Origin of the sequence: Heyndrickxia sp. FSL K6-6286, from assembly GCF_038630395.1 — a bacterium.
Lineage (GTDB): Bacteria > Bacillota > Bacilli > Bacillales > Bacillaceae_C > Heyndrickxia > Heyndrickxia oleronia.
Genome location: NZ_CP152029.1, coordinates 4227770 through 4249797, shown reverse-complemented (window position 1 = coordinate 4249797; position 22028 = coordinate 4227770). Strand labels below are relative to the sequence as shown.

General features: G+C 32.6%; 27 protein-coding genes and 1 pseudogene. 25 read left to right on the top strand and 3 right to left on the bottom strand.

All coding sequences use genetic code 11. The features are described from left to right. The first annotated feature begins 171 nt into the window (after positions 1-171). The 6 genes from MHI39_RS21475 to MHI39_RS21450 all read left to right on the top strand — a co-directional run bounded on the left by MHI39_RS21475 (position 172) and on the right by MHI39_RS21450 (position 5033). Entirely contained in the window at positions 172-612 is a 441-nt protein-coding gene (locus MHI39_RS21475) for a GNAT family N-acetyltransferase (protein WP_342540162.1), read from the top strand. Positions 613-809: 197 nt separating this feature from the next. Continuing rightward, positions 810-956, top strand: a complete 147-nt coding sequence (locus tag MHI39_RS21470) for a hypothetical protein (protein WP_169846859.1) — start codon at positions 810-812, stop codon at positions 954-956. Between the two features lie 165 nt (positions 957-1121). Continuing rightward, positions 1122-2177: a Cfr family 23S rRNA (adenine(2503)-C(8))-methyltransferase gene (locus MHI39_RS21465; protein ID WP_216385193.1), complete on the top strand. Its 1056-nt coding sequence runs from the start codon at positions 1122-1124 to the stop codon at positions 2175-2177. A 472-nt stretch (positions 2178-2649) separates the two neighbouring features. Next, positions 2650-4128, top strand: a complete 1479-nt coding sequence (locus MHI39_RS21460) for an Lsa family ABC-F type ribosomal protection protein (protein ID WP_342540161.1) — start codon at positions 2650-2652, stop codon at positions 4126-4128. Positions 4129-4263: 135 nt separating this feature from the next. Continuing rightward, positions 4264-4557 carry a hypothetical protein gene (locus tag MHI39_RS21455; protein ID WP_342540160.1) on the top strand — a complete coding sequence of 98 codons (294 nt, stop codon included), beginning with the start codon at positions 4264-4266 and terminating at the stop codon, positions 4555-4557. Positions 4558-4610: 53 nt separating this feature from the next. Next, positions 4611-5033, top strand: coding sequence for a hypothetical protein (locus MHI39_RS21450; RefSeq protein ID WP_342540159.1), 423 nt, complete (start codon positions 4611-4613; stop codon positions 5031-5033). 83 nt (positions 5034-5116) lie between these two features. Here MHI39_RS21450 and MHI39_RS21445 read toward each other — a convergent pair whose 3' ends face one another. After that, positions 5117-5530, bottom strand: a complete 414-nt coding sequence (locus tag MHI39_RS21445; RefSeq protein WP_342540158.1) for a VOC family protein — start codon at positions 5528-5530, stop codon at positions 5117-5119. 88 nt (positions 5531-5618) lie between these two features. On the opposite strand from MHI39_RS21445, the gene MHI39_RS21440 reads away from it, so the two are divergent. The 10 genes from MHI39_RS21440 to MHI39_RS21395 all read left to right on the top strand — a co-directional run bounded on the left by MHI39_RS21440 (position 5619) and on the right by MHI39_RS21395 (position 14009). Beyond that, on the top strand, positions 5619-6287 hold the full coding sequence (locus MHI39_RS21440) for an RNA polymerase sigma factor (protein ID WP_251346110.1): 669 nt from the start codon (positions 5619-5621) through the stop codon (positions 6285-6287). Between the two features lie 167 nt (positions 6288-6454). Next, positions 6455-6958, top strand: a complete 504-nt coding sequence (locus MHI39_RS21435) for a DinB family protein (protein ID WP_342540156.1) — start codon at positions 6455-6457, stop codon at positions 6956-6958. Positions 6959-7173: 215 nt separating this feature from the next. Continuing rightward, the gene (locus MHI39_RS21430; protein ID WP_342540155.1) at positions 7174-7764 is read left to right on the top strand and encodes a hypothetical protein; all 591 of its coding nucleotides are present in this window, start codon (positions 7174-7176) and stop codon (positions 7762-7764) included. A gap of 259 nt (positions 7765-8023) precedes the next feature. Next, positions 8024-8983 (top strand): phosphotransferase, encoded by a 960-nt coding sequence (locus MHI39_RS21425; RefSeq protein ID WP_342540154.1) that lies wholly within the window; start codon positions 8024-8026, stop codon positions 8981-8983. Between the two features lie 73 nt (positions 8984-9056). Then, the gene (locus tag MHI39_RS21420; RefSeq protein ID WP_342540153.1) at positions 9057-9803 is read left to right on the top strand and encodes a class I SAM-dependent methyltransferase; all 747 of its coding nucleotides are present in this window, start codon (positions 9057-9059) and stop codon (positions 9801-9803) included. Between the two features lie 401 nt (positions 9804-10204). After that, complete coding sequence (locus MHI39_RS21415; protein WP_342540152.1) at positions 10205-10552, top strand: hypothetical protein; 348 nt, start codon at positions 10205-10207, stop codon at positions 10550-10552. Between the two features lie 83 nt (positions 10553-10635). Continuing rightward, on the top strand, positions 10636-11232 hold the full coding sequence (locus MHI39_RS21410) for a DUF2441 domain-containing protein (RefSeq protein ID WP_071977730.1): 597 nt from the start codon (positions 10636-10638) through the stop codon (positions 11230-11232). A 1052-nt stretch (positions 11233-12284) separates the two neighbouring features. Next, on the top strand, positions 12285-12773 hold the full coding sequence (locus tag MHI39_RS21405; protein ID WP_180211536.1) for a DinB family protein: 489 nt from the start codon (positions 12285-12287) through the stop codon (positions 12771-12773). Between the two features lie 240 nt (positions 12774-13013). Beyond that, positions 13014-13466, top strand: coding sequence for a MarR family transcriptional regulator (locus MHI39_RS21400; RefSeq protein ID WP_071977772.1), 453 nt, complete (start codon positions 13014-13016; stop codon positions 13464-13466). A 24-nt stretch (positions 13467-13490) separates the two neighbouring features. Continuing rightward, positions 13491-14009, top strand: coding sequence for a GNAT family N-acetyltransferase (locus MHI39_RS21395; protein WP_071977733.1), 519 nt, complete (start codon positions 13491-13493; stop codon positions 14007-14009). Positions 14010-14717: 708 nt separating this feature from the next. Here MHI39_RS21395 and MHI39_RS21390 read toward each other — a convergent pair. Beyond that, positions 14718-14918: a cold-shock protein gene (locus MHI39_RS21390; RefSeq protein WP_058006349.1), complete on the bottom strand. Its 201-nt coding sequence runs from the start codon at positions 14916-14918 to the stop codon at positions 14718-14720. Positions 14919-15469: 551 nt separating this feature from the next. Between MHI39_RS21390 and MHI39_RS21385 the strand changes: the two genes are divergently transcribed. Then, a complete protein-coding gene (locus MHI39_RS21385; RefSeq protein ID WP_071977734.1) occupies positions 15470-15628 on the top strand; it encodes a DUF3934 domain-containing protein in 159 nt (52 codons plus the stop codon). 158 nt (positions 15629-15786) lie between these two features. Here MHI39_RS21385 and MHI39_RS21380 read toward each other — a convergent pair whose 3' ends face one another. Further along, positions 15787-16278: an Rrf2 family transcriptional regulator gene (locus MHI39_RS21380; RefSeq protein WP_071977735.1), complete on the bottom strand. Its 492-nt coding sequence runs from the start codon at positions 16276-16278 to the stop codon at positions 15787-15789. A gap of 257 nt (positions 16279-16535) precedes the next feature. Between MHI39_RS21380 and MHI39_RS21375 the strand changes: the two genes are divergently transcribed. The 8 genes and pseudogenes from MHI39_RS21375 to MHI39_RS21340 all read left to right on the top strand — a co-directional run bounded on the left by MHI39_RS21375 (position 16536) and on the right by MHI39_RS21340 (position 21948). Then, positions 16536-16991 carry a carboxymuconolactone decarboxylase family protein gene (locus tag MHI39_RS21375; protein WP_180211537.1) on the top strand — a complete coding sequence of 152 codons (456 nt, stop codon included), beginning with the start codon at positions 16536-16538 and terminating at the stop codon, positions 16989-16991. A 382-nt stretch (positions 16992-17373) separates the two neighbouring features. Beyond that, positions 17374-17994: an SDR family oxidoreductase gene (locus tag MHI39_RS21370; RefSeq protein ID WP_342540151.1), complete on the top strand. Its 621-nt coding sequence runs from the start codon at positions 17374-17376 to the stop codon at positions 17992-17994. A gap of 352 nt (positions 17995-18346) precedes the next feature. Further along, positions 18347-18541 (top strand): hypothetical protein, encoded by a 195-nt coding sequence (locus MHI39_RS21365; RefSeq protein ID WP_071977738.1) that lies wholly within the window; start codon positions 18347-18349, stop codon positions 18539-18541. A 326-nt stretch (positions 18542-18867) separates the two neighbouring features. After that, a pseudogene (locus MHI39_RS21360) lies at positions 18868-19146 on the top strand (metalloregulator ArsR/SmtB family transcription factor). Positions 19147-19252: 106 nt separating this feature from the next. Beyond that, positions 19253-19636, top strand: a complete 384-nt coding sequence (locus tag MHI39_RS21355; RefSeq protein WP_071977740.1) for a VOC family protein — start codon at positions 19253-19255, stop codon at positions 19634-19636. A gap of 264 nt (positions 19637-19900) precedes the next feature. Next, positions 19901-20362: an IS200/IS605 family transposase gene (gene tnpA, locus MHI39_RS21350; RefSeq protein WP_058006971.1), complete on the top strand. Its 462-nt coding sequence runs from the start codon at positions 19901-19903 to the stop codon at positions 20360-20362. 296 nt (positions 20363-20658) lie between these two features. Next, positions 20659-20967 (top strand): hypothetical protein, encoded by a 309-nt coding sequence (locus MHI39_RS21345; RefSeq protein WP_342540150.1) that lies wholly within the window; start codon positions 20659-20661, stop codon positions 20965-20967. 33 nt (positions 20968-21000) lie between these two features. Continuing rightward, the gene (locus MHI39_RS21340) at positions 21001-21948 is read left to right on the top strand and encodes a LacI family DNA-binding transcriptional regulator (protein WP_078111207.1); all 948 of its coding nucleotides are present in this window, start codon (positions 21001-21003) and stop codon (positions 21946-21948) included. Positions 21949-22028 lie beyond the last annotated feature (80 nt).

The window sequence follows — 22028 nt, the reverse complement described above, 5'->3', positions numbered from 1 at the left end:
TTTAAAGAGCTATATTAGCTTTACAGTTATTCCATATAGAAGGGTTTTGTTAAAGAAGAATATTAATTTATTGTAATGGAATTCCTACAATTCAACTTAATTCACGTAGTACTCTTTATTCACCTGAAACAACTTATTGATTAAGTACAAATATTCTATTGGGGGAGCCCTATGACTGATATAGCTTTAGACAATATTAGGATTACAGTGGACTCAAATGAAACGGACTACAACCAGGTATGTAATAATTTATATGAGTACAATGTTCGTGTGACAAATGGGTTGCTCAAAAAGCCAGGCAAGGACATTAATTTATATCTAAAAGATGATTCAGGCAAAGTTGTGGGCGGTTTGTTTTGTGAAACCTGGTCTTATGGTCTGTATATTGATGTATTTTGGATAGCTGATGAATACAGAAACAAAGGATATGGAAAAATCATGATAGCAGAAGCTGAAAGGCTCGGGAAAGAACTTGGTTGTATATTTTCTCATACTTGCACATTTTCGTACCAATCGCCGGAATTTTATAAGCGTATGGGCTATGAGGTTTTTGCTGTTAATGATGAATATCCAGAAGATATAAAACAATTTTTCTTAAAGAAGAAATTATAGTATAAATATTTACTATTACACTAACAGAAATCGTAAATTGAAGAAGAAAGAACATAACATAATAATTATATAAAATATATTATGTCCTTTAACTATAGGCGCAGTTGATTTTACAATAATTCTCAAATTCAGTTTACATATACTAATGTATATGATAAATTACTCAATAATAAATTTGGCAAAGGGAGGTGTAAGCAATGTTAACTGTTTTTAGAATTCTCTTCGGTAAAAATGTAAAACTTGGAAATGGTTTAGCAGACAAAGGGAGTAGTCTGTCCTTTTTTATGCTATACAACCATAGAAAAACAGTTATCGGAGCTTTGCCTCTATGGCAAATAAATTAGAGGGTAATGACTTATAGTCCTTATTTATTTGACCATATTTTATTCTAATTTCGGCACCGATAATTCTATCGGTGCTTTTTTGTGTGTATTTTTAATTTAAGCGATAGACACTTCCTTTCTAATTACTCCTATAAAACTAGAGAGTCTTGTGGAAGGATGAGAAAGATGCAATTAAAACAAAATAATAAGTACGGAAGAATAAAAGAATTCTTAAGGAAATATAATTACCCCAACTTTAGAATGAATCAAATATTGAATGCGATTTTCAAAGAAAGAATAAGTAAATTCTGCGAAATGAGTGTACTTCCAAAATCGTTAAGAGAAATTTTAGTAAAGGAATTTGGAGAGTCTATTTTAGGAATTGTTCCTTTAAAGGAACAACATTCTGAGCAGGTCACTAAAGTCTTATTTGGAATTTCAGGAAATGAAAAAATAGAAACGGTAAATATGAAATATAAGGCTGGATGGGAATCATTTTGTATATCATCTCAGTGCGGATGTAATTTTGGGTGTAAATTTTGTGCAACAGGTGACATTGGATTAAAAAGAAATTTGACTTCAGATGAAATAACCGACCAAATCCTTTACTTTTACTTAAAAGGTCATTCCATTGATAGTATTTCTTTTATGGGTATGGGAGAAGCGTTAGCCAATGTACAACTTTTCGATGCTTTAGATGTACTCACCGATCCTACGATGTTTGCTTTAAGCCCGCGTAGGTTAACTATTTCAACTATTGGTATTATACCTAGTATAAAAAAAATGACTCTGAATTATCCGCAGGTTAATTTAACGTTTTCGTTACATTCTCCTTTTCATGAACAACGAAGTAAGTTGATGCCGATTAATGATAGGTATCCATTATTAGATGTACTGGACACATTAGATGAGCATATACGAATAACATCAAGAAAAGTATATATCGCATATATTTTGTTACCTGGGGTGAACGATTCTATTGACCATGCGCAGGAAGTAGTACGTCTATTGAAAGGTCGATATAAAGAAGGTCGTTTATATCATGTAAATTTAATCAGATATAACCCAACCGTCAGTTCTCCTTTAAAGTTCGGTGAAGTTAATGAAGATGATGTTACTAATTTTTACAAAAAATTAAAATCATCAGGTATTAATGTGACCATTAGAAGTCAATTTGGAATTGATATAGATGCTGCATGTGGTCAATTGTATGGAAATTATCAAAAGAGCAACAAGCAGTAGTCTGAGGTGAGGATGGTGCTAATATTGTAATTCATAAAAAAAATTGTTAATATAAACATACAATTATGAGAGGACTGATGGATGAACAATGATTAACTAATCTATATTTTTATTTGAAATGAATAACTTCAAACTACAAAATATAGGATTAGTCTGTCCATTTTAAATCAATCAGTTTATACTTTATTTGTCATTATTCGAATGGCAAAAAAGAGCTTTTAAGTTAAGTAAACGACTAATCCTTCCAATGAAAAATTGGGAGGATTTTTTATTCTCTCATAGATTTTTAACTTTAACCTATAAATAAAGGAGGGAGAGAAATGAGTAATTTAGACACAATTGTTACACATGTAAAACTCCGTATAAGTCGATAATATCCATCAAACTTATACGGAGAAATTGTGAATAGATGATGGATATACCGACTTTGTATAAAAAGTAAAAAGTATTGGTATACAAAGGAGGAATTATCATGTCAATGATACAAGTTCAAAACTTAACTTTTTCTTATCCAGGAAGCTTTGACAATATTTTTGAAGGTGTGAACTTTCAAATAGATACGGATTGGAAACTTGGATTTATCGGTAGAAATGGAAGAGGTAAAACAACATTCTTTAATTTATTATTAGGAAATTATGAGTATAGTGGAAAGATCATATCTTCGGTAGAATTTAATTATTTCCCTTATCCAGTTTCGGATAAAAATAAATATACTTATGAAATCATTGAAGAGATTTGCCCTCAAGCAGAGGATTGGGAATTTCTTCGTGAAATATCCTATCTAAATGTTGATGCCGAGGTCATGTACCGCCCATTTAAAACATTATCAAATGGAGAACAAACAAAGGTGTTGCTTGCTGCCCTTTTTTTGACTGAGGGTCAATTTCTATTAATCGATGAGCCAACCAATCATCTTGACACTGATGCACGAAAGATGGTCTCTAATTATTTAAGGAAGAAAAAAGGGTTCATATTAATTTCACATGACAGGATCTTTTTAGATGGATGCGTTGACCACATCTTATCGATAAATAGAGCAAATATTGAAGTTCAAAGTGGTAACTATTCTTCTTGGAAGTTAAATTTTGATAGACAGCAGGAACACGAAGAGGCAACCAATCAGCGTCTACAAAAAGACATAGGGAGATTAAAACAGGCTTCAAAGCGATCAGCAGGTTGGTCTAATCAAGTGGAAGCTTCCAAAAATGGGACAACAAATTCGGGTTCTAAGTTGGATAAGGGTTTTGTAGGACATAAAGCGGCTAAGATGATGAAGAGAGCAAAGAACCTTGAATCAAGGCAACAAAAAGCGATAGAGGAAAAGTCAAAACTGCTAAAAAACGTCGAAAAAACTGAGTCATTAAAATTGGAACCAATGGAATTTCAGACAAAAGAATTAATTGTTTTGGATGAAGTGTCTATTAAGTACGATGACCAAATAGTGAATCAGCCAATTAGCTTTAAAGTTGAACAAGGGGACCGAATTGTACTTGATGGAAAGAATGGAAGCGGAAAAAGCAGTATCCTAAAACTAATTCTAGGAAATCCGATACAACATACAGGATCAATGAAGTTAAGTTCAGGCCTCCTCATTTCCTATGTCCAACAAGATACTTCTCACCTAAAGGGACAGTTATCGGACTTTATTGAAGAGCATGCGATTGATGAAACGTTATTTAAATCTATCCTCCGTAAGATGGATTTTGACCAAATTCAATTTGAGAAAGATATATCTCATTATTCTGGTGGGCAAAAGAAAAAGCTGCTCATAGCCAAAAGTTTATGTGAAAAAGCTCATTTATATATTTGGGATGAACCGTTAAATTTTATTGATATTTATTCACGTATGCAGATTGAAGAGCTTATTCAAAGCTTTAATCCCACAATGGTTATTGTTGAACATGATTTGGCATTTCAACAAACAGTTGCAACAAAAACTATATCTATGTAGGTTTCGTATGAATAATTGAAGGTTATCAGTAAATCCGGTTAGGGGCATTCCTTTAATAAGGGATGCTCTTTTTTAAGTAAAGGGGAGTTTAGTACAATAAGGTAAAGGACTTTCCAAAAAGAATAGAGGTTGAGTATGAATCAATTATATTTGTCTTTAAATGAAGCAGGTTTGATGTTTAAGGGGGATACAGATCAGGGAGAGGCTGATTTCATTCTTCTTGAAACTTATCCCAATGGAACAATACAATCAGTAGATGTGAATACATTCGAAACGCTTTTCGCCGATGTAAAAGGGAAACTGACCTATGAAGCATTGTCAGGGTCGCATACTTTTAAATTGGGAGATACGCAATACACCATGACTGCTGAAGAAATGGGTTATCAAATATATTTCGATCAATGGAAAGAACAAGGATTGTTTAACTGAAGGGTAGTTTAGTCCAACAAGAATAAATACATTATAATGTCGGAGGTGTTTTAATGATTACGGTTAATAATGCTGAAAGTTACCTTAAAAATAAGATTAGTGAAGATACCGATGATATAAAAAAGGTTTGGGAAACATTTAAGGCTTTTTGTAAAGAGCCAGTTGAGGAGGAAGAAGATAAAGAAATCCTATTTCAATGTGGTGTATATGATTATACTGGGGAAGAATTATTTTACCTTGATTTTGTACGTCAGTTTACTGTTTATGAAGAAGATGGATATTCACATATGGAACAACTTCACTGTGAATTTTTATTTAAACCAACAGATGAATTGAGGAGGTTAGAAATCGAAGAATGGTCAATGGATTATAATGATATAGATCATTTTTTTTATAAGATAGAAAACCTTAAGGAGTTTAAAATACCATTGAATCAAAAGCCGATAAAAACAGAAATATATCAGGAAGAAATTTAAATCTAATTCGACTAAAGAGTTGATCAGTTGAATAGGGTAAACAAAGGTGGAAGCAATCCTTAACTGCTTCCACTAATTTTTGATCATTTTAAGTTGTCTTTGTGATAAGGCGAATGAATCTCTTCACTTACTACACTAAACGTATTTCCATCAGGGTCGAAGAAATCAAATCCTTTCATAACACCATAATCATGAATTTCTGTTGTTTTAACTCCATTTTGTTTCAGAAGACCGTAAGCTGGTTCAATATCCTCAACAACAAAATTATAATAGACATTTTTGCTTTTTCCTTTAATAGTAAATTCTGTGGGTTGAGGCTTTTCAACCTTTATTAATGCAAGACCTGTCGAGTCATCTTTAAAAACATATCCCACACCATGATCTAAACCGTTTTCCTGCCATTCATCGACTTTTGTTACACCAAGGTTTAATTCATACCATCTTTTAGATCGTTCCAAGTCTGTAACAGGAATAAAAATACCGCCTACTTTAAACATTATAAAATCACTCTCCTTATTTTTTTCCTTATATAAACGATTATAATGAAATAAAAGTTACATAATAAAAAAATATTTTGGAGGCAATATGGTTACTGAAGCTATAAATATTGAAGAGATTTCATTGAAGTTATATAAATATTGTTTATCTTTAACAACCTCCGAATGGCTAGCAGAGGACTTAGTCCAGGAAACACTGATTAGATTTATCAAGTTAAAACAAAGAGAACCCAATAGGGAGATCAATATTACTTTTCTATACACCATCGCAAGAAACATTTTTATTGATGAAAAACGTAAGAAAATTGATATTCCGACTTCTCCCGACGAGTTATATAAGAGTAGTTGGGATTCTACTGAGTGGGATAGCTTATTAGAAATCTTATATGGAACTCTTCCACTTCGTCAGGCAATGCTAATAACCTTAAAAGATGTCTTTCAATATACTTCAGAAGAAATCGCTGAAATGCTGAGAGTTAGTAATGAATCTATTAAAACTGCCCTTCATCGAGCTAGAATTTCGTTAAGGGCAAATGCTATAACGGATACAATTAAACAGAAAAACAACTTTAATATAATAAAAGAATTGTCACTAGCAGTTAAAAATCAACAACCGTTGAAGATATTTTACTATTATCGTCTACTCCAAGCAGAAAACTTCAAAGTATTTACTAATAGAGAAAAGGAGCTTTACACAATTTTTGTATCGGACCCTGATGGGAATATTCTTCAAGTTTATTCAGGAAAGAGATACTGAAAAAATGTACTTAAGCTAACAGAGGTATTCTTTTAACAAGGGATGCTCTTATCTTGAAGTAGTTGCAAAATAAATATTATATAATACACACGTGTTTTTTTGATAATTGGAAGGGAAATTGAAATATTTAGCGAAGTGGTTATATAAAAAAACATGGAGGGATCTTTATGTTCTTAAAATTAGACCATTTTTTAAAATCTTGGGAATATGAATCCGGGGTTACCCATAAATTACTAAGTGCTTTAACTGATGACTCACTTAAACAGGATATTACTTCACAGAATTGGACTTTAGGACGTGTAGCTTGGCACACCGTTTGTTCCATTCGCATCATTGCCTCAAATACAAATTTAACATTTGACGCTCCAGCAAAAGATTGGCCAGTTCCTGATTCGGTCCAGTTTATAGCAGACAGCTACAAGCAAGCCAGCAATTCATTTATACAGTCATTAAGAAATCAATGGAGCGATAAAGACTTAGAAGAACGGATAAACTTTTTTGGGCAAGAAATTCCTAATGGGTCACTTTTATTGTTTTTGATTCAGCATCAAAACCACCATCGCGGACAAATGACGGTTCTAATGCGTCAGGCGGGATTAAACGTTCCAGGTATTTATGGCCCGTCAAAAGAAGAATGGGCAACTTTTGGTATGGAAGCTCCAAAAATGTAATCTATCAATAGAAAGGGAAGGCTCTTTAATATCAAATAATAGATAGATTGTTATATAGTGCACTTAAACCATTGGAGGCGTTAATCGAAGAAGGATTAATGCTTTTTTTGTTGAAGTGATTAAGCCAAAGGGACAGGTTTGTTTATTTAGGAACTGTTGGACTGGAACTATTTTAAGGTTATTTCGTCTATGATTCCTTAAGGGAGGAGATTTATATGAGCTTAAAGGGTAAAAGAATTATTGGAGGAATAGGGGGATTATCCGTACTAATCCTACTTTTTATTTTTATAATGACTTTGTGTTACCCTTATTCCCCTTTCAGTGTGAAAAAAAATTACGTTTATCAGCCCAATAATGTTTTGCATAATGGTAAAACCTTTGAGGAGATTTTTAACGATTTCAAGGGTTCCTATGAAAACGATTTAAAGGCGGATTTGAATAATAAAGTTCCAAATCTTACTATAGACCGAACACAATATGTCCTGCCTATTTTTGAACAGGATTGGTTAGTTAGTAAAGATTCTATCCCTATTGATAAAATGAAGTTGGATACAATGCTTTTCGAGGTCAAGCAAGTTAGAGAAATTTTTCTAAGCCTTCTTGTTCAAGTGGATTATACAAGTGAACAAAGAGGATATTTAGTTAACAATATAAAGGATCTATTATTGTTGGAGGAAAACATTATTCAATTAAAAAATGGGAGCTACTTATCTAGAGGTGAGTTAAAACGTGGATTTAGAAATCTTTCCACGGAGTTTACAAAAAACTTTGATTCATTCGTTACCTTTTATGAAAGGTCACACTAATGGGGGGATTTTTTAATACATGAGGGCAATTGTTTCAGCAAGGGCAGTTGCTACTTGTGCTTTCATATGGTATTCCAATAATAAATGAAATTAGTTCTAAAAATTTGTAAAGGAATGTACTTACCCTATAAGGGGCATTAATCGAAGAAGGATTAATGCTTTTTTTGTTGAAGTTATTCAAGTAAGGGGGAAAAGCGGAGTTGAATATGAAACTCTTGAACTTAAAAAAGTAGGGTCTTTATAGAGAAGGGGAGATAATATGGTAGATAAAATTCTTGAATTACTTAATGAAATATACCCAGTGGATATTATAGAGGTTAAAGCAGTAACAAATGAGATGTTTCGGTGTATTACTAAACAAGGTGATTGCTTCGCAAGAATCACAAACTATAAAAATTATGATGAACAATTAGAAGAAGTTAATTACACAAACTTCCTGTATAAAGAAGGATTAGGTGTATCACCAACAATATCTTCACTAAATGGCAAGGTAGTAGAGAAGATAACTCTAAACAATAATGAAAGATTAACTGTTCTTTATCAATCGGCGCCTGGTGTACATTTACCAAGAAACCAATGGAATGCCAATATATTAAAAGAATTAGGTCGGCAAATAGGTAGATTACATCGTTTCTCCAAAAAATTTGAAGAGATGCATCCAATTAAATATATCAACGATTGGCATGATAATGAGGAATATGCTTTTCTCAAATACATTCCTAAAGAAGAAACTGCTATTAGAGAAATTGCGGAAGAGGTTTTATTAACAATAAAAGAAATGCCAAAAAATCATTCGAATTATGGATTATTACATGGTGATTTATGGTTAGAGAATATATTAGTTGATCATGATTCAAAATTGACTATGGTTGATTTTCAAGATTGCGAGAAACATTTTTATGTTTTTGATTTAGCAGTTCCAATCTATAGTGCGATGGAGTATTCGTATGTAGGTGGAGGTAGCATTGTTGAATATGGAAGGGCTATCACAAAAGCAATTATCGAAGGATACCAGGAGGAAAATGAAATATCCTCAGAAATGCTAGATAAACTGCCCTTATTTATTAAATTAAAAGAAGTATTTGAATACAGCTTAATGCACATGTACTGGAATAAAGAAAAGTTAACTGAGGAGCAAATAAGGATAATGAACCATTTTAGGTTGAGAATTGAACAAAATCATTGTCTTCTTACTAGCACAAACGGTGTATTGTTGTAGGAGGTAGTTTAATAAATAAGATGTTTTACATTTTTGTTATGTAGGTAGGCGAATAATGTTTGGAGGTTTTGATTTGGATAGAAATAAGTTTTCAGCAATAGCCCATAAAAATCATTCTTTTTATAGCCCAGTTAACCCAGCAAAAATTGATAAAGTTGTTGAAATCCTTTCTTTAACTGCTAATGATAAGGTAATTGACATAGGTGCGGGCAAAGGTGAAATTCTTCTTCGAATAATTGAAAAGTACAGTTCTAATTGTATTGCAATTGAACAATATAGTAATTTCGTTGAACAATTAAAGGTAAATGCTAAAAACAGAGGTGCTCTAAATAACATTGAGATTCTTAATCAAGACGCTAATCTAACAATAAAAACATTGAATCAAGAATTTAAAGTAGGAATTTGTATTGGGTCTTCACATGTTTTAGGTGGCTATCAAAATACTATAGAATCCTTGAAAAACATAGTAGTAAAAGGCGGATATATACTTATAGGAGAGCTTTATTGGAGAAAAAAACCCGATAAGGAATATCTACATTTATTTGGTGTAAAGGAAGAGGAAATTTTGTATCATACCCAGAATATATTTACAGCGGAGGATTATGGTTTAATACCGCTATGGTCTACTGTTGCAAATGAAGATGATTTTGATGCATATGAATGGTTGTATTCAAAATCGATTGAGGATTATTGCTATATGACACCTGAGGATCCTGATTGTCCTGCGATGTTGGAGAAAATTAGAAGTTGGAGAGAAATGTATCTAAAATGGGGAAGAGATACCCTTGGATTTGGTTTATATCTTTTTAGGAATGTTTAGGCTTCGATGAGATATGCGAAAAGTGAAACAACAAGGGATTATGCCTAATTAAGTGGCCATTTAAGACGAAAACTGTATAAAAAGTATTTTTGAAGGTTGCTATATATAAGTAGCAGCCTTTTTAGTACGAGGCAACTTAGTTTAAGAGAAAAATGTATGAATCCGAATCTTAAATGCATTCCAAACGTATTACCTGAAAGAGGGGGAGTGTAGTAATGACAAAAAATAATAATAAGGCAAAACCCATTATTTTTTAAGTTTAATGTTGATCATGTCAGGTTTTTTAATAGCTGCTTGCTCAAAGGTTGATGCAGAAGACATAAATAAAGAAACAATTAAAAAAGTTCTTGAGCATTAGTTTACTGGTCCAGATGAGCAATTTGTGGAGCTATTTAATAAAGATGACTTTTACAGAGTTAGAGAAGTATTACACAGAGGTATACGGACCTTATTTTATAGAATCTGCGTTTGATTCCTTCATATCTGCTCTTGGTGGACAATACCCAACGTTAGCTACCCATAATGACTATAAGTTAAGTCTTAAGAATATCATAATTGAGCAAAGTGAGAAGAATTCATATCTTTATAACTTCATTGCAAAGGTTGGCTGTCAGAAAAATGGAGTTGAAGAAAAAACTGCAAGCGTAGAAGGGATAGTTCTTTTTTCTGAAGAGGAAAAAGGGAAAATTGAGGGGTTTCGATACATGAATGACAATGGCTTATCGGAAATTTTGAGAACGAGCAATTGAACAATTTAAAATGTAAATACAAAATTGATATAACATCAATATTATAGACAACTTGCTGAGATTAACAGGAGGCAGGCAGAATCATGAAAAGGAATGATTTTAATGCTTATCACATTGTTACTAATAAAGAAATGAGTCTTGGGCAGATTATTAACTTTGATAATAACCAAAAAAATAACTTATATCGCTTCTTTTTTGAAAGAGAACGATTTAATTCTAAAGGCGAAGACTTTATACAGATATTATATAATCATTTTACCAGTGAAGGCCTGAACTTGAATAAAGAGAATGCCAAGGTAGTTGTAGATTATGCGGATCAAACAACTAGAGCTATCAGAGAAGTAATAACAGAAATGGTTAGATTACAAGAATATCCAGATTATCCTTCAAGATTATCTTGCTTATACGCTGCGAAAAGCTATGATGAAGCTCTGAAATGGAAAGAATTATTTGATTCTTATAATCGAAAAGTTATGCAGATTGTTAAACTACGAGTTGTAGGGAATTATTTTGAGGGAGATGGAGAACTTTTGCCGAAGGCAGATGGGGTTCCTTTCTCGCAGAAAATTGAACAAGCTAGAGAATATTGGAGAGGTAATGTAAAAAACGAGCTTCCTGAACTATTGATTAACGGAGAAATTGAAGTTGTAGAAATAATTCACGATTACACAATAGAGTAAATTTAGTTATAAGGGTTCATAAAAAAACGAGCTTTTTTATACCTGTAACACCTCTAAAATGTTTACTTCTCAATATGTCAAAAAATGTACTTAAATTAAGAGTGGCGTTAATTACAGTATTATTAACGCTTCTTTTGTGCAAGAAAGGCTTATTAAGATAATAAAAAAACTATGTAAGGAAAAAGCTATGTTTGATTGCTATATTTTGCAATCTAATAATTGATTATAATTATAATTTATTTGTTGTTTCTGGAATCGTTTTTTTTGGGGGGGGGGATCTTTCACCTAGTGTAATAGTGATAACTGTAGTATTAATTTATGTAACAAGAAGCAATTTACATAAGGAGAATTGAAGTTATGAAAAGACATTGTTGTGAGAATATGACTTATCATGCGAATTTTGAATGTAAAATACATGAGAATCATTTTGAATGCCCTGATAAAATAATAATTTTCGATAGAAAAAATAATGACTATGGTTTGATAATTCATGATGGTGGCACATCGAGTATTAGTATTTCTTTTTGTCCTTGGTGTGGTTCGAAACTTTGAATATTAAACACTTCACATTCGCTAACGAATTTGGTGGATAGTAGGAACCACTGTTTGGGGAGTAGTGAGTATCAATCTTTGGGTGTGGTGGTTTACTGAAATTTAGTAAGCTTTTGGCAATGTTTTTGTGAAGATATCTACTTGAACAAATGGGTGAAATAAAGAGAACATCAAATAGATAATCCTTTCTTGTTTGAATATTCTGAATATTAAGTTAAATATCTAAGCCATAAACAAATTTTGAAAACGGTAAATGTCTCTAATGATAGTGGAAAAGGCGCAGAAATATAGTTAAGTCTCGAACTACTTTACAAGTAGCTTTTATAACTTAAGAAAGTATAGTTTAATAGTTGACTTAACCTATTTTCAACAATTGGGCCATATTGAGGAGGAGCTTATCTTTTCTATTTTTGTGATTTTTATTTAAGAGAAATTTATTAATTGGCCGCTTGAATTATTGCTATTAAATCAGATGAATATATGAAGGAGTGGGGAAAAGTATGGTTCATGCTAAAGATGTATTATCCGATCAGTTGTTAGCAAATGCTAATGACCCTAGTTGGTATCTTCCATTTTCGGACTCAGTAGAAAATTTGTCAGAAGAAGATGCATTATGGAAGCCTAATGAAAATAGTAATAGCATCGCTGAAATAGTGCAGCACCTACTCTATTGGAATGAAACTTGGCAAACTAGATATCAAAAATCTCATTTAAATGCTGTACCTTCCATAGGAAATAATAATAATAGCTTTATCATTCCAGAAAATAAAACATTTAATGATTTAAAAGAAGAATTATTAAAGGTTTTATTACAATGGCAAGATCTACTTACAGAAGAAAAAATAGAAAGCAATGTAAATGGTTTCCCTGTACCTGCCCAATGGTGGGCGATACTTGGAAATGTAGTAACCCATAACGCTTATCATATTGGACAGATCATTTATATTCGGAAGCTGCAAAAAAGTTGGAAAGTAAATGATAGAGAATAGGAATTCCATCATAACCTTGGATATAAATGCTGTTTACAACCCCAAAACCTGGGGTCTTTTTTATTTCCTAAGCTCCTAAATAAACTCACATCTATGGATAGTCCAATCAAAAAGTGAAGTTCCAACAATAAAACATATTCTATTTTCTTCCTATTTTATTGCAAATGCAATAAAAATGAGTTATATTAAATGAATATGATTATTATTGCATTTGCAACAAAATAGATTAAGGAGTCAATGATAATGGAAGTTCTTCGTGAAATCGGAATGATAGCAAGGGCATTAGATTCTATTAGTAATATAGAATTTAAAGAATATGATCTTACAAAAGGCCAGTATTTGTACCTTGTGCGAATATGTGAAAATCCAGGCATTATTCAAGAAAAGGTAGCTGAGATGATCAAAGTAGATCGAACAACAGCTTCTCGTGCTATAAAAAAACTTGAAATAAATGGATTTATTGAAAAGAAAGAAGATGAACAGAACAAAAAAATAAAAAAGCTCTTTCCAACAGAGAAAGGGAAAAATGTTTATCCATTTATAAAAAGAGAAAATGATTATTCGAATAGCGTTGCATTAGAGGGATTTTCCGAAAGTGAAATAGAAATCATTTTTAATCTTATTCAAAGAGTAAGAAAAAATATAGAAAAAGACTGGGAATTTGTAAAAAAGGGAAACAGGAGAAATTATTAATTATTAAAGGAGAGACATTTTATAATGACTATAAATATCAAACAGTGCACCCTTCAAGACTTACAAGAACTTCAAGAGATTAGTTACGAAACATTTAATGAGACATTTAAACATCAGAATTCTCCCGAAAATATGGATGCTTATTTGAAAAAGGCTTTTACTTTAAAACAATTAGAGAAAGAATTATCGAACAGTTCTTCTCAATTCTTTTTTGTTTATTTTCAAAATGAAGTCGCCGGATATTTAAAGGTCAATATCAATGATGCTCAGTCTGAAGATATGGGCGATGAATCACTTGAAATCGAGAGAATTTATATAAAGAAAAAATTTCAAAAACATGGGCTTGGTAAATATCTGCTAAATATAGCGATTGAAAGTGCGATGAAATGTAATAAAAAGAAAATCTGGCTAGGTGTATGGGAAAAAAATGAAAATGCTATCGCTTTTTATAAGAAAATGGGGTTTGTTCAAAGTGGATCCCACTCTTTTTATATGGGTGATGAAGAACAAACGGACATGATTATGACCAAAACAATCATGTGATTTTTTGTGCATGTTGATTACCGATCAGTTGAAGAAACCATTGAATACGGTTAGGACAGTAAAGCAGCTGTGATTCGTGAGGTCAAAGAAAAAATAAATCAAGATACTATTGAACCAACTTTGCAAGGTATCACTGATCCTTGGTATGGAAAAGTGGGGTATGAATTTGATATTATATATGTATCCAAGTATCTCTATAACAAAGCTTATGAATAGGAAATCATTCAAGGGATTGAAGGGGATACAGAATATTTAGATGTTTGGAAAAGATTATCCGATTTTAAGGATAACCTTAACATTAACCTTGTAACAGACGGGTTATATGAGATGTTAATAAACGAGGGACAATCAGGTTATAAATAATATAAAACACATAAATACCAAAGATATATTAATAACACTTACGAGTGCAAGTAATTAAAATCTAGCTGACAATTTGGTGACATTTTTTATTTGATTACGATGTAGGTTAGCTCGTTAGAAATACATACTTTCAAATTAATTTTTGAATGGTCGATGAAAGCTCTGTATGTTGTTAATAAATATGTTATACTGTAGTGAACCTTTTATAGCTTAAAATCATTTTACGGTACCTGTTTTAGATTCCTACTCGAACGTTGAGTAGGTTTTTTTATTTAAGAATAATCTAGAAATACATAAAAAAACAGGCTCTATGAAATAGGGCCTGTTTGTACAATTTTATTTAGATTAAGCTTTTTGAACGTTAGCTGCTTGATCTCCACGAGGTCCTTGCTCAACGTCAAATGTTACCTTTTGACCTTCGTCTAAAGATTTGAAACCTTCACTTTGGATAGCTGAGAAGTGTACGAATACGTCGCCTCCATTAGCACGCTCGATAAAACCAAAACCTTTGTCTGAATTAAACCATTTAACTGTACCTTGTTCCATTTATGTTGCCTCCTAGTGTGTAACCACACAATGTGTTACTATCCTTGCCCAAAGTGATCATCAAGACGAAAAGTCGACACTTATACTATCCTTTACACCGAACAAAAATAATTCTTTATTATCATAACAGAAAATGAAAAAGCTTGCAAACTCTTTCGGCCTCGTTGATTTCTTTTAATCATTAAGTTCTTGCACTTAGAAGAAATTTGGGCAGGTTAGCGAAAATTGTGGTTGGAAACTATACTCTTCGAAGCTTGTGGGAATAGAGAAAATGGTTTACCCTTTTTAAGGAGTGAAAATAATGTTTGAAAATACTTGAGATATTACATACAAGGAAGTAGTCGAGTTTGCATTAGACCATTGATTTTTTCATACATAAATAAAAATCAATTATATCAATGGAGTAGCAGGAGCGTATAATCATCCCGGCATTCATTCTATAGTAGCAATTGTCAATTCAGAATTACCAAGATGTATGGTTAATAGCCTAGTAAAATGACTAATACTAACTCGATAGGTATACCAACTTAGAAAAATAATGGAGTGATTTTATGAGTAAAGCTAAAGGAAAAGGCGGTACAGGGAGAGGAACAGACAAGAAGGGGTGGAATCGTTGGCAAGCTAGTAAAAACAGAAAAAAGAGTGCAAAACCATATATCAGTAAAGGTACAAAAAAAGTTTTAAAAAATGACCCCACGAGCAATAGCTAAAGTCACTTATCAATATTTAGATAGTGTGGAACAAATACAGTATACAAGCAATCTAAGAGTGGATTATCCAGTTGACAATGGAAAGATACTTTTCCTTTGAACTAAGAAAAAACCTCTCTAAATTCCTCTTAATTAAGAAATTACATGAGAGGTTTGTTTTATATTCTACTTTTCGAAAAATATTTCCGAGTATCTTCACGCATTTGTTTGGGTAAGACACGATCAAGCTCTTCACTTAACCAAGAAAGAGTTTTACTACGTAAATAATCACGCATTTTTTCCTCCGCGGAAAGCATAACTAAATTGATGGTGCAAAAGGAGGGAGCTGAACAGCAGCTTTCTCTATACAAATAACCATTATCTTTAATATTTTTACATTGAAAAATAGGCTTAGGACCTTCAACTGCTTCAACTACATCCCAAAAGGAAATTTCTTCTGGAGACTTAGATAACCTATAACCTCCCTTTACACCTGAAACAGAACTTACAATACCAGCCTTAGATAATTTACCGAAAACTTTTGAAAGAAATGTCTCAGAAAGTCCTTGAAATTCTGCCAAATCTTTAATTCCAACACTTTCATTGGAAGGAACATCAATTAAATAAACCAGGCAATGTAAAGCATATTCAACTCCGACACTATATTGCATAAAATTTACCTACCTTTGTTTGGATTATCAAATTGTATCTTAGGTGCATTTAGGGTTTTAGTCAAATAAAAGATATCCTTTTTGGAAGATTTTATTCATTTGACAAAAATAATTATTGCATATATCATTGACAATATTAATCGGCGATTAACTTGATCTTTAATTATCGTCTTATAAAGAAGCTGAAATGGCTGCTTCAAGATTAGCATCTAAATTAATACAATCTTAAATGAAAAGAAATAAAAGGAGGAATAAAATTGGAACAACGAATTGATTATTACAACGTAGCGCCAGAAGCACTTAAAATAATGATGGAAATGGAGAAGTATACGAAAACTACAGGTATAGACCGTAAACTACGTGAACTGATAAAAATTCGGGCTTCACAAATAAATGGTTGTGCGTACTGTTTGAATATGCACACGGCAGATGCTAGAAAAATGGGAGAAACGGAACAACGTTTATATTGTATTAGTGCTTGGAGAGAGTGTACATTTTACACAGATGCAGAAAAAGTAGCTCTTGAGTTGACAGAGTACGTGACTTTAATCCCGACAAAACGCGTGCCAGATGAGCTTTATCAACGAGTACGTGAATATTATGACGAGAAGCAATATGTTGACCTAGTTCTTATAATCAATCAAATCAATAATTGGAATAGAATTTCTATTGCAATGGGGAACACAGCAACTGAAAATAATAACTCTCAGTAACACATCTTATGGTGTTCGTTTCGGATACATTTAATAATATTTATAATCAGCAATCGGGCGCTTTTCTTTAGTGATAAGGCGTCTTTTTTGTATGATCCTACACAAAAGATTGTGAAGGTATTCTTATTAAACTATAAGGGGACCTTAGTTGAATAATTATTAAACAACTTTAAGGAGCCTTACTACAATAAAATGTAGAAGGGTTCGTATCTTTTAAAACTTAAATTCAATAATTTTATTATCACTAAACAGAACTAGATCCCTTACCTAAATTTAAAGTGATTGTGAAATTATATACTTAAAAAGAAATCCTAACTTATTTAAAATAGAAGATATACTAGTTTAGTGTAATATGTTGATTCTTAAAAGGAGATTCGTTTTAATGAATATATTAATTTTAGGTGGAACTGGACGAGTTGGGGGCCAAATAGTTACTTATGCTCTTGATGACGGACATCATGTAACTGTATTAGTCCGGACTCCAGAAAAGATTCAGTTAAATCATGACAATTTAACTATCCTTCAAGGAAATGTTTTAAATAAAGACGATATTGTACGCGCATTGCATGGAATTGATGTGGTTATTAGTGCACTCAATACAGATGGGACAACCACTTTATCAAACAGTATGCCGTTTATTATCAAAGCAATGGAACATGAAGATATACTAAGAATTATTACTATAGGAACTGCTGGAATTTTGCAAAGTAGGATTAGCCCATATTTACTACGTTATCAGTCAAGTGAATCTAAGCAAAAATCAACCCGTGCAGCCGAAGAACATCATAAAGTCTACGATATGCTTAAACAATCAAAACTCGACTGGACGATTGTTTGTCCTACATATTTACCTGATGGGGAAAGGTTAGGCAAATATCGAACAGTTAGTCATTTTTTGCCGGAGGGTGGTATTAAAATTTCAGTGTCGGATACTGCTGAATTTGCATTTAGTCAAATAAAAAGTAGCGATTATATAAAAATGCGTGTAGGGATTGCCTACTAATAATAATTTCATGCACTATCTATTTTTAGAAATGCACTTTTAGTTGAATAAATAAAGGAGTTGCTGCTTCATTTCCACGAAAGGGGAGTTTAATTGAAGAAGGGTATACGATTCCATAGCTATTATTAATGGTATAATTCCGTATATAAAAAAGCTGTACTGGCAATGGTTGTTTTTTACACCTTTATTTAATAATAGTCTTTTTATGCTAAAGGGATCTGATTCGGACTCGATTACCTAGATTCGCTCTACATGTCCGAATTCACACAAATAATACAGAGCGCAACAAAGTTTACGAAGAGATCCAAAAAACACAAACAAAAATCATATTAACTTACCATAGAGGTTATCAATGAAGTTATATACACTTAAAAGGCAATTTAATGGGTATAAAAAAGGAACACAATTCTATTTGATTGCCGAATCAGAATTTATTGGAGTAAAAGAGTTTGTATTGAGAACGAAGGATTTAAAGTATAGTATATCGGTAAATGAAAGTGAACTTCTTAAGAATTTTTTTCATAAAGGGAATTTTTTTATGGAATAAATGCGAAGGAAATAGGAGGAATATCATAGGAGTAAAAATTGTAAAAGAGAGGTACTAACTCACATAGTACAAACATTTTTTGCAATAAGGAACTGTTTTTTTACCATAAGGAGCGATTTTCAGTCTTTGTGCTAAAGGAGGAGAATAGTTGGAGAAGAACATGTTAAAAATATAAAAACATTTAACCTACTTTTTGTATCAATTTAACTGTTGAGATTGCATGATACGTTTTTTTATCAAGGAACTATAGAATTGCTTATATATAATAGGTAACCAAAAAGTTACTTAATATTTACAGCAACCAAAAAGTTGCATATACTGAAAATATGAAATGGGATAAAGATACTATATTCAAAGCTCTTAGCGACTCAACTCGCCGACTTATATTAGACGAATTATCCTAACGCAACGAGATGACATTGTATGAACTTACGGCACGTCTTATTATGAATCATAACCTTTCCGTTTCGAGACAGGCGATAGCTAAACATCTTTCTACATTGGAAGGTGCAGGACTCGTAAAATCAAAACGAAAGGGAAAATATCGAGTAATTATTTTCAACAACGAACCACTTAAAAATTTGCTGGAAGGATGGATAGAGTAGTTTTATAAATCGGAACAGGAATTCTGACAGATGTGTAGTCGTTTTACTTGAAGCCAGTTAGTTAGCATAGTACCTTGCGTCATAATATCAAAGGAGGAAAAACATCATGAAAATCATTGTTACCAGTTTATTTGTACAAGATCAAGAGAAGGCATTAAAGTTTTATACAGAAAAGTTGGGTTTTGAAAAAAAGCATGACGTTCCCGTCGGAGAATTTAGGTGGATAGCTCTTGTTTCTCCAGAAGATCAATATGGAACCGAGCTTATACTCGAACCGAACAATCATCCTGCTGCCCAGGAGTATCAAAAGAAAATATATGCCGATGGTATCCCGGCAACAATGTTTGGTGTTGAAGATATTCATAAAGAGTACGAACGATTATCGGAAAACGGCGTGAGGTTTACTATGGAGCCGAAAAAAATTGGAGAAGACATAATAGCTGTCTTCGACGATACTTGTGGAAACTTAATTCAGATAATCCAGCAGTAATATGTTTTCCCTGTTCTAAATGTTAGAAATGGATAACATTGGTATTATACAATAAAATGTAACATTCTGAGTATTGTCAGGGGCTAGAGCTGATTAACAAGAGTTAATCAGCTCTTTTTTTATGGTTTAGAAAACCCCTGGCTATGCCGGGGGTTCCAGAGAGCTTATAGCGTGGTAATAAAAAAACCTCACTTCAGGGTAAGATAAAGTTGGTTTCCCGACCACTTCATCTCACCATAGAAGGAGGTATGCCCTGTGAAGGACATGAATAGTTTAGCACACACAACATGGAATTGTAAGTATCACATAGTTTTTGCCCCAAAGTACAGAAGGCAGATTATTTATGGAAAATATAAAAAGAGCATTGGGCAAATCATACGAGATTTATGTGAACGGAAAGGTGTAATAATTCATGAAGCAAATGCCTGTCCAGATCACATTCATATGTTAGTCAGTATTCCACCTAAATTAAGTGTATCTCAATTCATGGGTTATTTAAAAGGAAAAAGTAGCCTCATGATATTTGATCGACATGCCAATTTGAAGTATCGATACGGAAATCGGAAATTCTGGTGTAGGGGCTTCTATGTTGATACAGTAGGCAGAAATAAGAAACAAATACAAGAATACATTAGAAATCAGCTAAAGGAAGACTATATGGGTGATCAATTAACATTATTCGAGGAATATGACCCATTTACAGGAGAGAAAAATAAGAAGAAATAAAGAAATTCTTTAGAATTAGTGAGTGAATGTGGTGCAGGCGGGAAACCCTCTCAGTGGGCCTTTTAGGCCAAGGCCGGTAACATAGGCTTTCAGCCGCAGAGCAAACCACCAGTTCACACTGGTGGTTTTGATTATTGCTCCACAAACGGTGTATGTTAATTTAATAATAGATAGCATGACTCCTTTTTCCAGATTAATTGGATCCTGTAAAAATTAAGTTTGCTTTTTATCTTGACTTGAAATGCATTTCATAAATTAGATTGAAAGTAAGCTTTTTTTAAGAAGGGAGAAGAAAGATGAATAGAAAATTTATCCTTCAGCGAGAGGAATATGTACTATCTACCCTTACAGGATTATTGGAAATCTTTGATGGAATACAAAATATATACTTTGGAGATTTGGTATTAACCAATAAAAGGTTACATGTAATAAGCCCCAAATTATTAAATATCGAAATGTCTTTCTGGTTTGAAGGAGAAACAGGAGATATTGAAGAACATTCTACACTTATCTTAGGAGACCACAGAATTGCGGTAAGATGGGTTTTTAATGGAAATCTCCAAAACTTTATAAAAAGTTTTCAGAATTTGAAAGTAAACGCGTAAGTTTCCTTGGCGATATATGTTGGAGGTAATGTAATGACAAATATTAACGATATTGCTAGATTAGCGGGTGTATCAGTCTCTACTGTTTCTAGAGTTCTTAACAATTATAAGTATGTTGCTAAAGAGAAAAGAGAGTCTGTTCTTAAGGTTATTGAAGAAATGAACTATACACCTAATAAAAATGCCATTGATTTAATTCGAGGAGAAACAAGAACAATAGGAGTTATTTTGCCATATAACAATAATCCAGCATTTGATCAAATATTAAACGGTGTACTAAACAAGGCATTAGAGAATGATTATTCGATTACGGTGCTTCCTTCAAATTATAGTAAAGCAAAAGAAGTAGAGTATTTGCAAAAATTAAAAAGCAAACTGTATGATGGCATCATTATTACTTCAAGAGCAAATGATTGGGAAACGATCATTCCATATAGCGATTATGGTACAATCGTATCTTGTGAATATACGCAGCACAATGAAATTGGATGTTCCTATATGGATCGCTATTCTTCTTATCTAGAGGCATTTCAATTATTAAAAAGTAAAGGACATTATGCGGTAGCTTTCACAACAGCTAGGCTTGAAAGCAATAGCACAAAGCAAATGATTGATGCTTATAATGAAATTTTTGGTGAACTTCGCCCTGAATATCATATCTCAGGGTGTCACTGCTTAGAAGACGGATATAAAGCAGCTGAGCAATTCCTGCATTTAATTGAAAGACCAACAGCAATCTATGCGAATGGTGATGAAGTGGCTGGTGGTATATATTTATATGCGAAGTCTAAACAATTGAAAATCCCTGCTGATTTAGCAATCATTGGTCAAGAAAATCAACCAATTGGTATCGGTATGGGGATTTCTACAGTAGATCACCAGTTAACGAAAATCGGTGAACAAGCTTGTAGCCTAGTGATAAAAAAATCGAAAGAAAAAGTAAAAATACCTTATCGCATTGTAGAAAGAGAATCTGTTTAACAATATAGAAGTGGAAAGACAATTTATAGCACTTAAGGATTAATGAGCATTTCATTGTGTAGAAGTCTATGAGATGTTAG

Coding starts and splice junctions, on each gene's coding strand:
- MHI39_RS21365 (WP_071977738.1), top strand. CDS start 18,347: ATGAAGTTATATACACTTAAAAGGCAATTTAATGGGTATAAAAAAGGA.
- MHI39_RS21435 (WP_342540156.1), top strand. CDS start 6,455: ATGTTCTTAAAATTAGACCATTTTTTAAAATCTTGGGAATATGAATCC.
- MHI39_RS21475 (WP_342540162.1), top strand. CDS start 172: ATGACTGATATAGCTTTAGACAATATTAGGATTACAGTGGACTCAAAT.
- MHI39_RS21395 (WP_071977733.1), top strand. CDS start 13,491: ATGACTATAAATATCAAACAGTGCACCCTTCAAGACTTACAAGAACTT.
- MHI39_RS21430 (WP_342540155.1), top strand. CDS start 7,174: ATGAGCTTAAAGGGTAAAAGAATTATTGGAGGAATAGGGGGATTATCC.
- MHI39_RS21410 (WP_071977730.1), top strand. CDS start 10,636: ATGAAAAGGAATGATTTTAATGCTTATCACATTGTTACTAATAAAGAA.
- MHI39_RS21415 (WP_342540152.1), top strand. CDS start 10,205: ATGACTTTTACAGAGTTAGAGAAGTATTACACAGAGGTATACGGACCT.
- MHI39_RS21450 (WP_342540159.1), top strand. CDS start 4,611: ATGATTACGGTTAATAATGCTGAAAGTTACCTTAAAAATAAGATTAGT.
- MHI39_RS21385 (WP_071977734.1), top strand. CDS start 15,470: ATGAGTAAAGCTAAAGGAAAAGGCGGTACAGGGAGAGGAACAGACAAG.
- MHI39_RS21445 (WP_342540158.1), bottom strand. CDS start 5,530: ATGTTTAAAGTAGGCGGTATTTTTATTCCTGTTACAGACTTGGAACGA.
- MHI39_RS21345 (WP_342540150.1), top strand. CDS start 20,659: ATGAATAGAAAATTTATCCTTCAGCGAGAGGAATATGTACTATCTACC.
- MHI39_RS21390 (WP_058006349.1), bottom strand. CDS start 14,918: ATGGAACAAGGTACAGTTAAATGGTTTAATTCAGACAAAGGTTTTGGT.
- MHI39_RS21455 (WP_342540160.1), top strand. CDS start 4,264: ATGAATCAATTATATTTGTCTTTAAATGAAGCAGGTTTGATGTTTAAG.
- MHI39_RS21440 (WP_251346110.1), top strand. CDS start 5,619: ATGGTTACTGAAGCTATAAATATTGAAGAGATTTCATTGAAGTTATAT.
- MHI39_RS21405 (WP_180211536.1), top strand. CDS start 12,285: ATGGTTCATGCTAAAGATGTATTATCCGATCAGTTGTTAGCAAATGCT.
- MHI39_RS21460 (WP_342540161.1), top strand. CDS start 2,650: ATGTCAATGATACAAGTTCAAAACTTAACTTTTTCTTATCCAGGAAGC.
- MHI39_RS21340 (WP_078111207.1), top strand. CDS start 21,001: ATGACAAATATTAACGATATTGCTAGATTAGCGGGTGTATCAGTCTCT.
- MHI39_RS21355 (WP_071977740.1), top strand. CDS start 19,253: ATGAAAATCATTGTTACCAGTTTATTTGTACAAGATCAAGAGAAGGCA.
- MHI39_RS21425 (WP_342540154.1), top strand. CDS start 8,024: ATGGTAGATAAAATTCTTGAATTACTTAATGAAATATACCCAGTGGAT.
- MHI39_RS21465 (WP_216385193.1), top strand. CDS start 1,122: ATGCAATTAAAACAAAATAATAAGTACGGAAGAATAAAAGAATTCTTA.
- MHI39_RS21470 (WP_169846859.1), top strand. CDS start 810: ATGTTAACTGTTTTTAGAATTCTCTTCGGTAAAAATGTAAAACTTGGA.
- MHI39_RS21370 (WP_342540151.1), top strand. CDS start 17,374: ATGAATATATTAATTTTAGGTGGAACTGGACGAGTTGGGGGCCAAATA.
- tnpA (WP_058006971.1), top strand. CDS start 19,901: ATGAATAGTTTAGCACACACAACATGGAATTGTAAGTATCACATAGTT.
- MHI39_RS21380 (WP_071977735.1), bottom strand. CDS start 16,278: ATGCAATATAGTGTCGGAGTTGAATATGCTTTACATTGCCTGGTTTAT.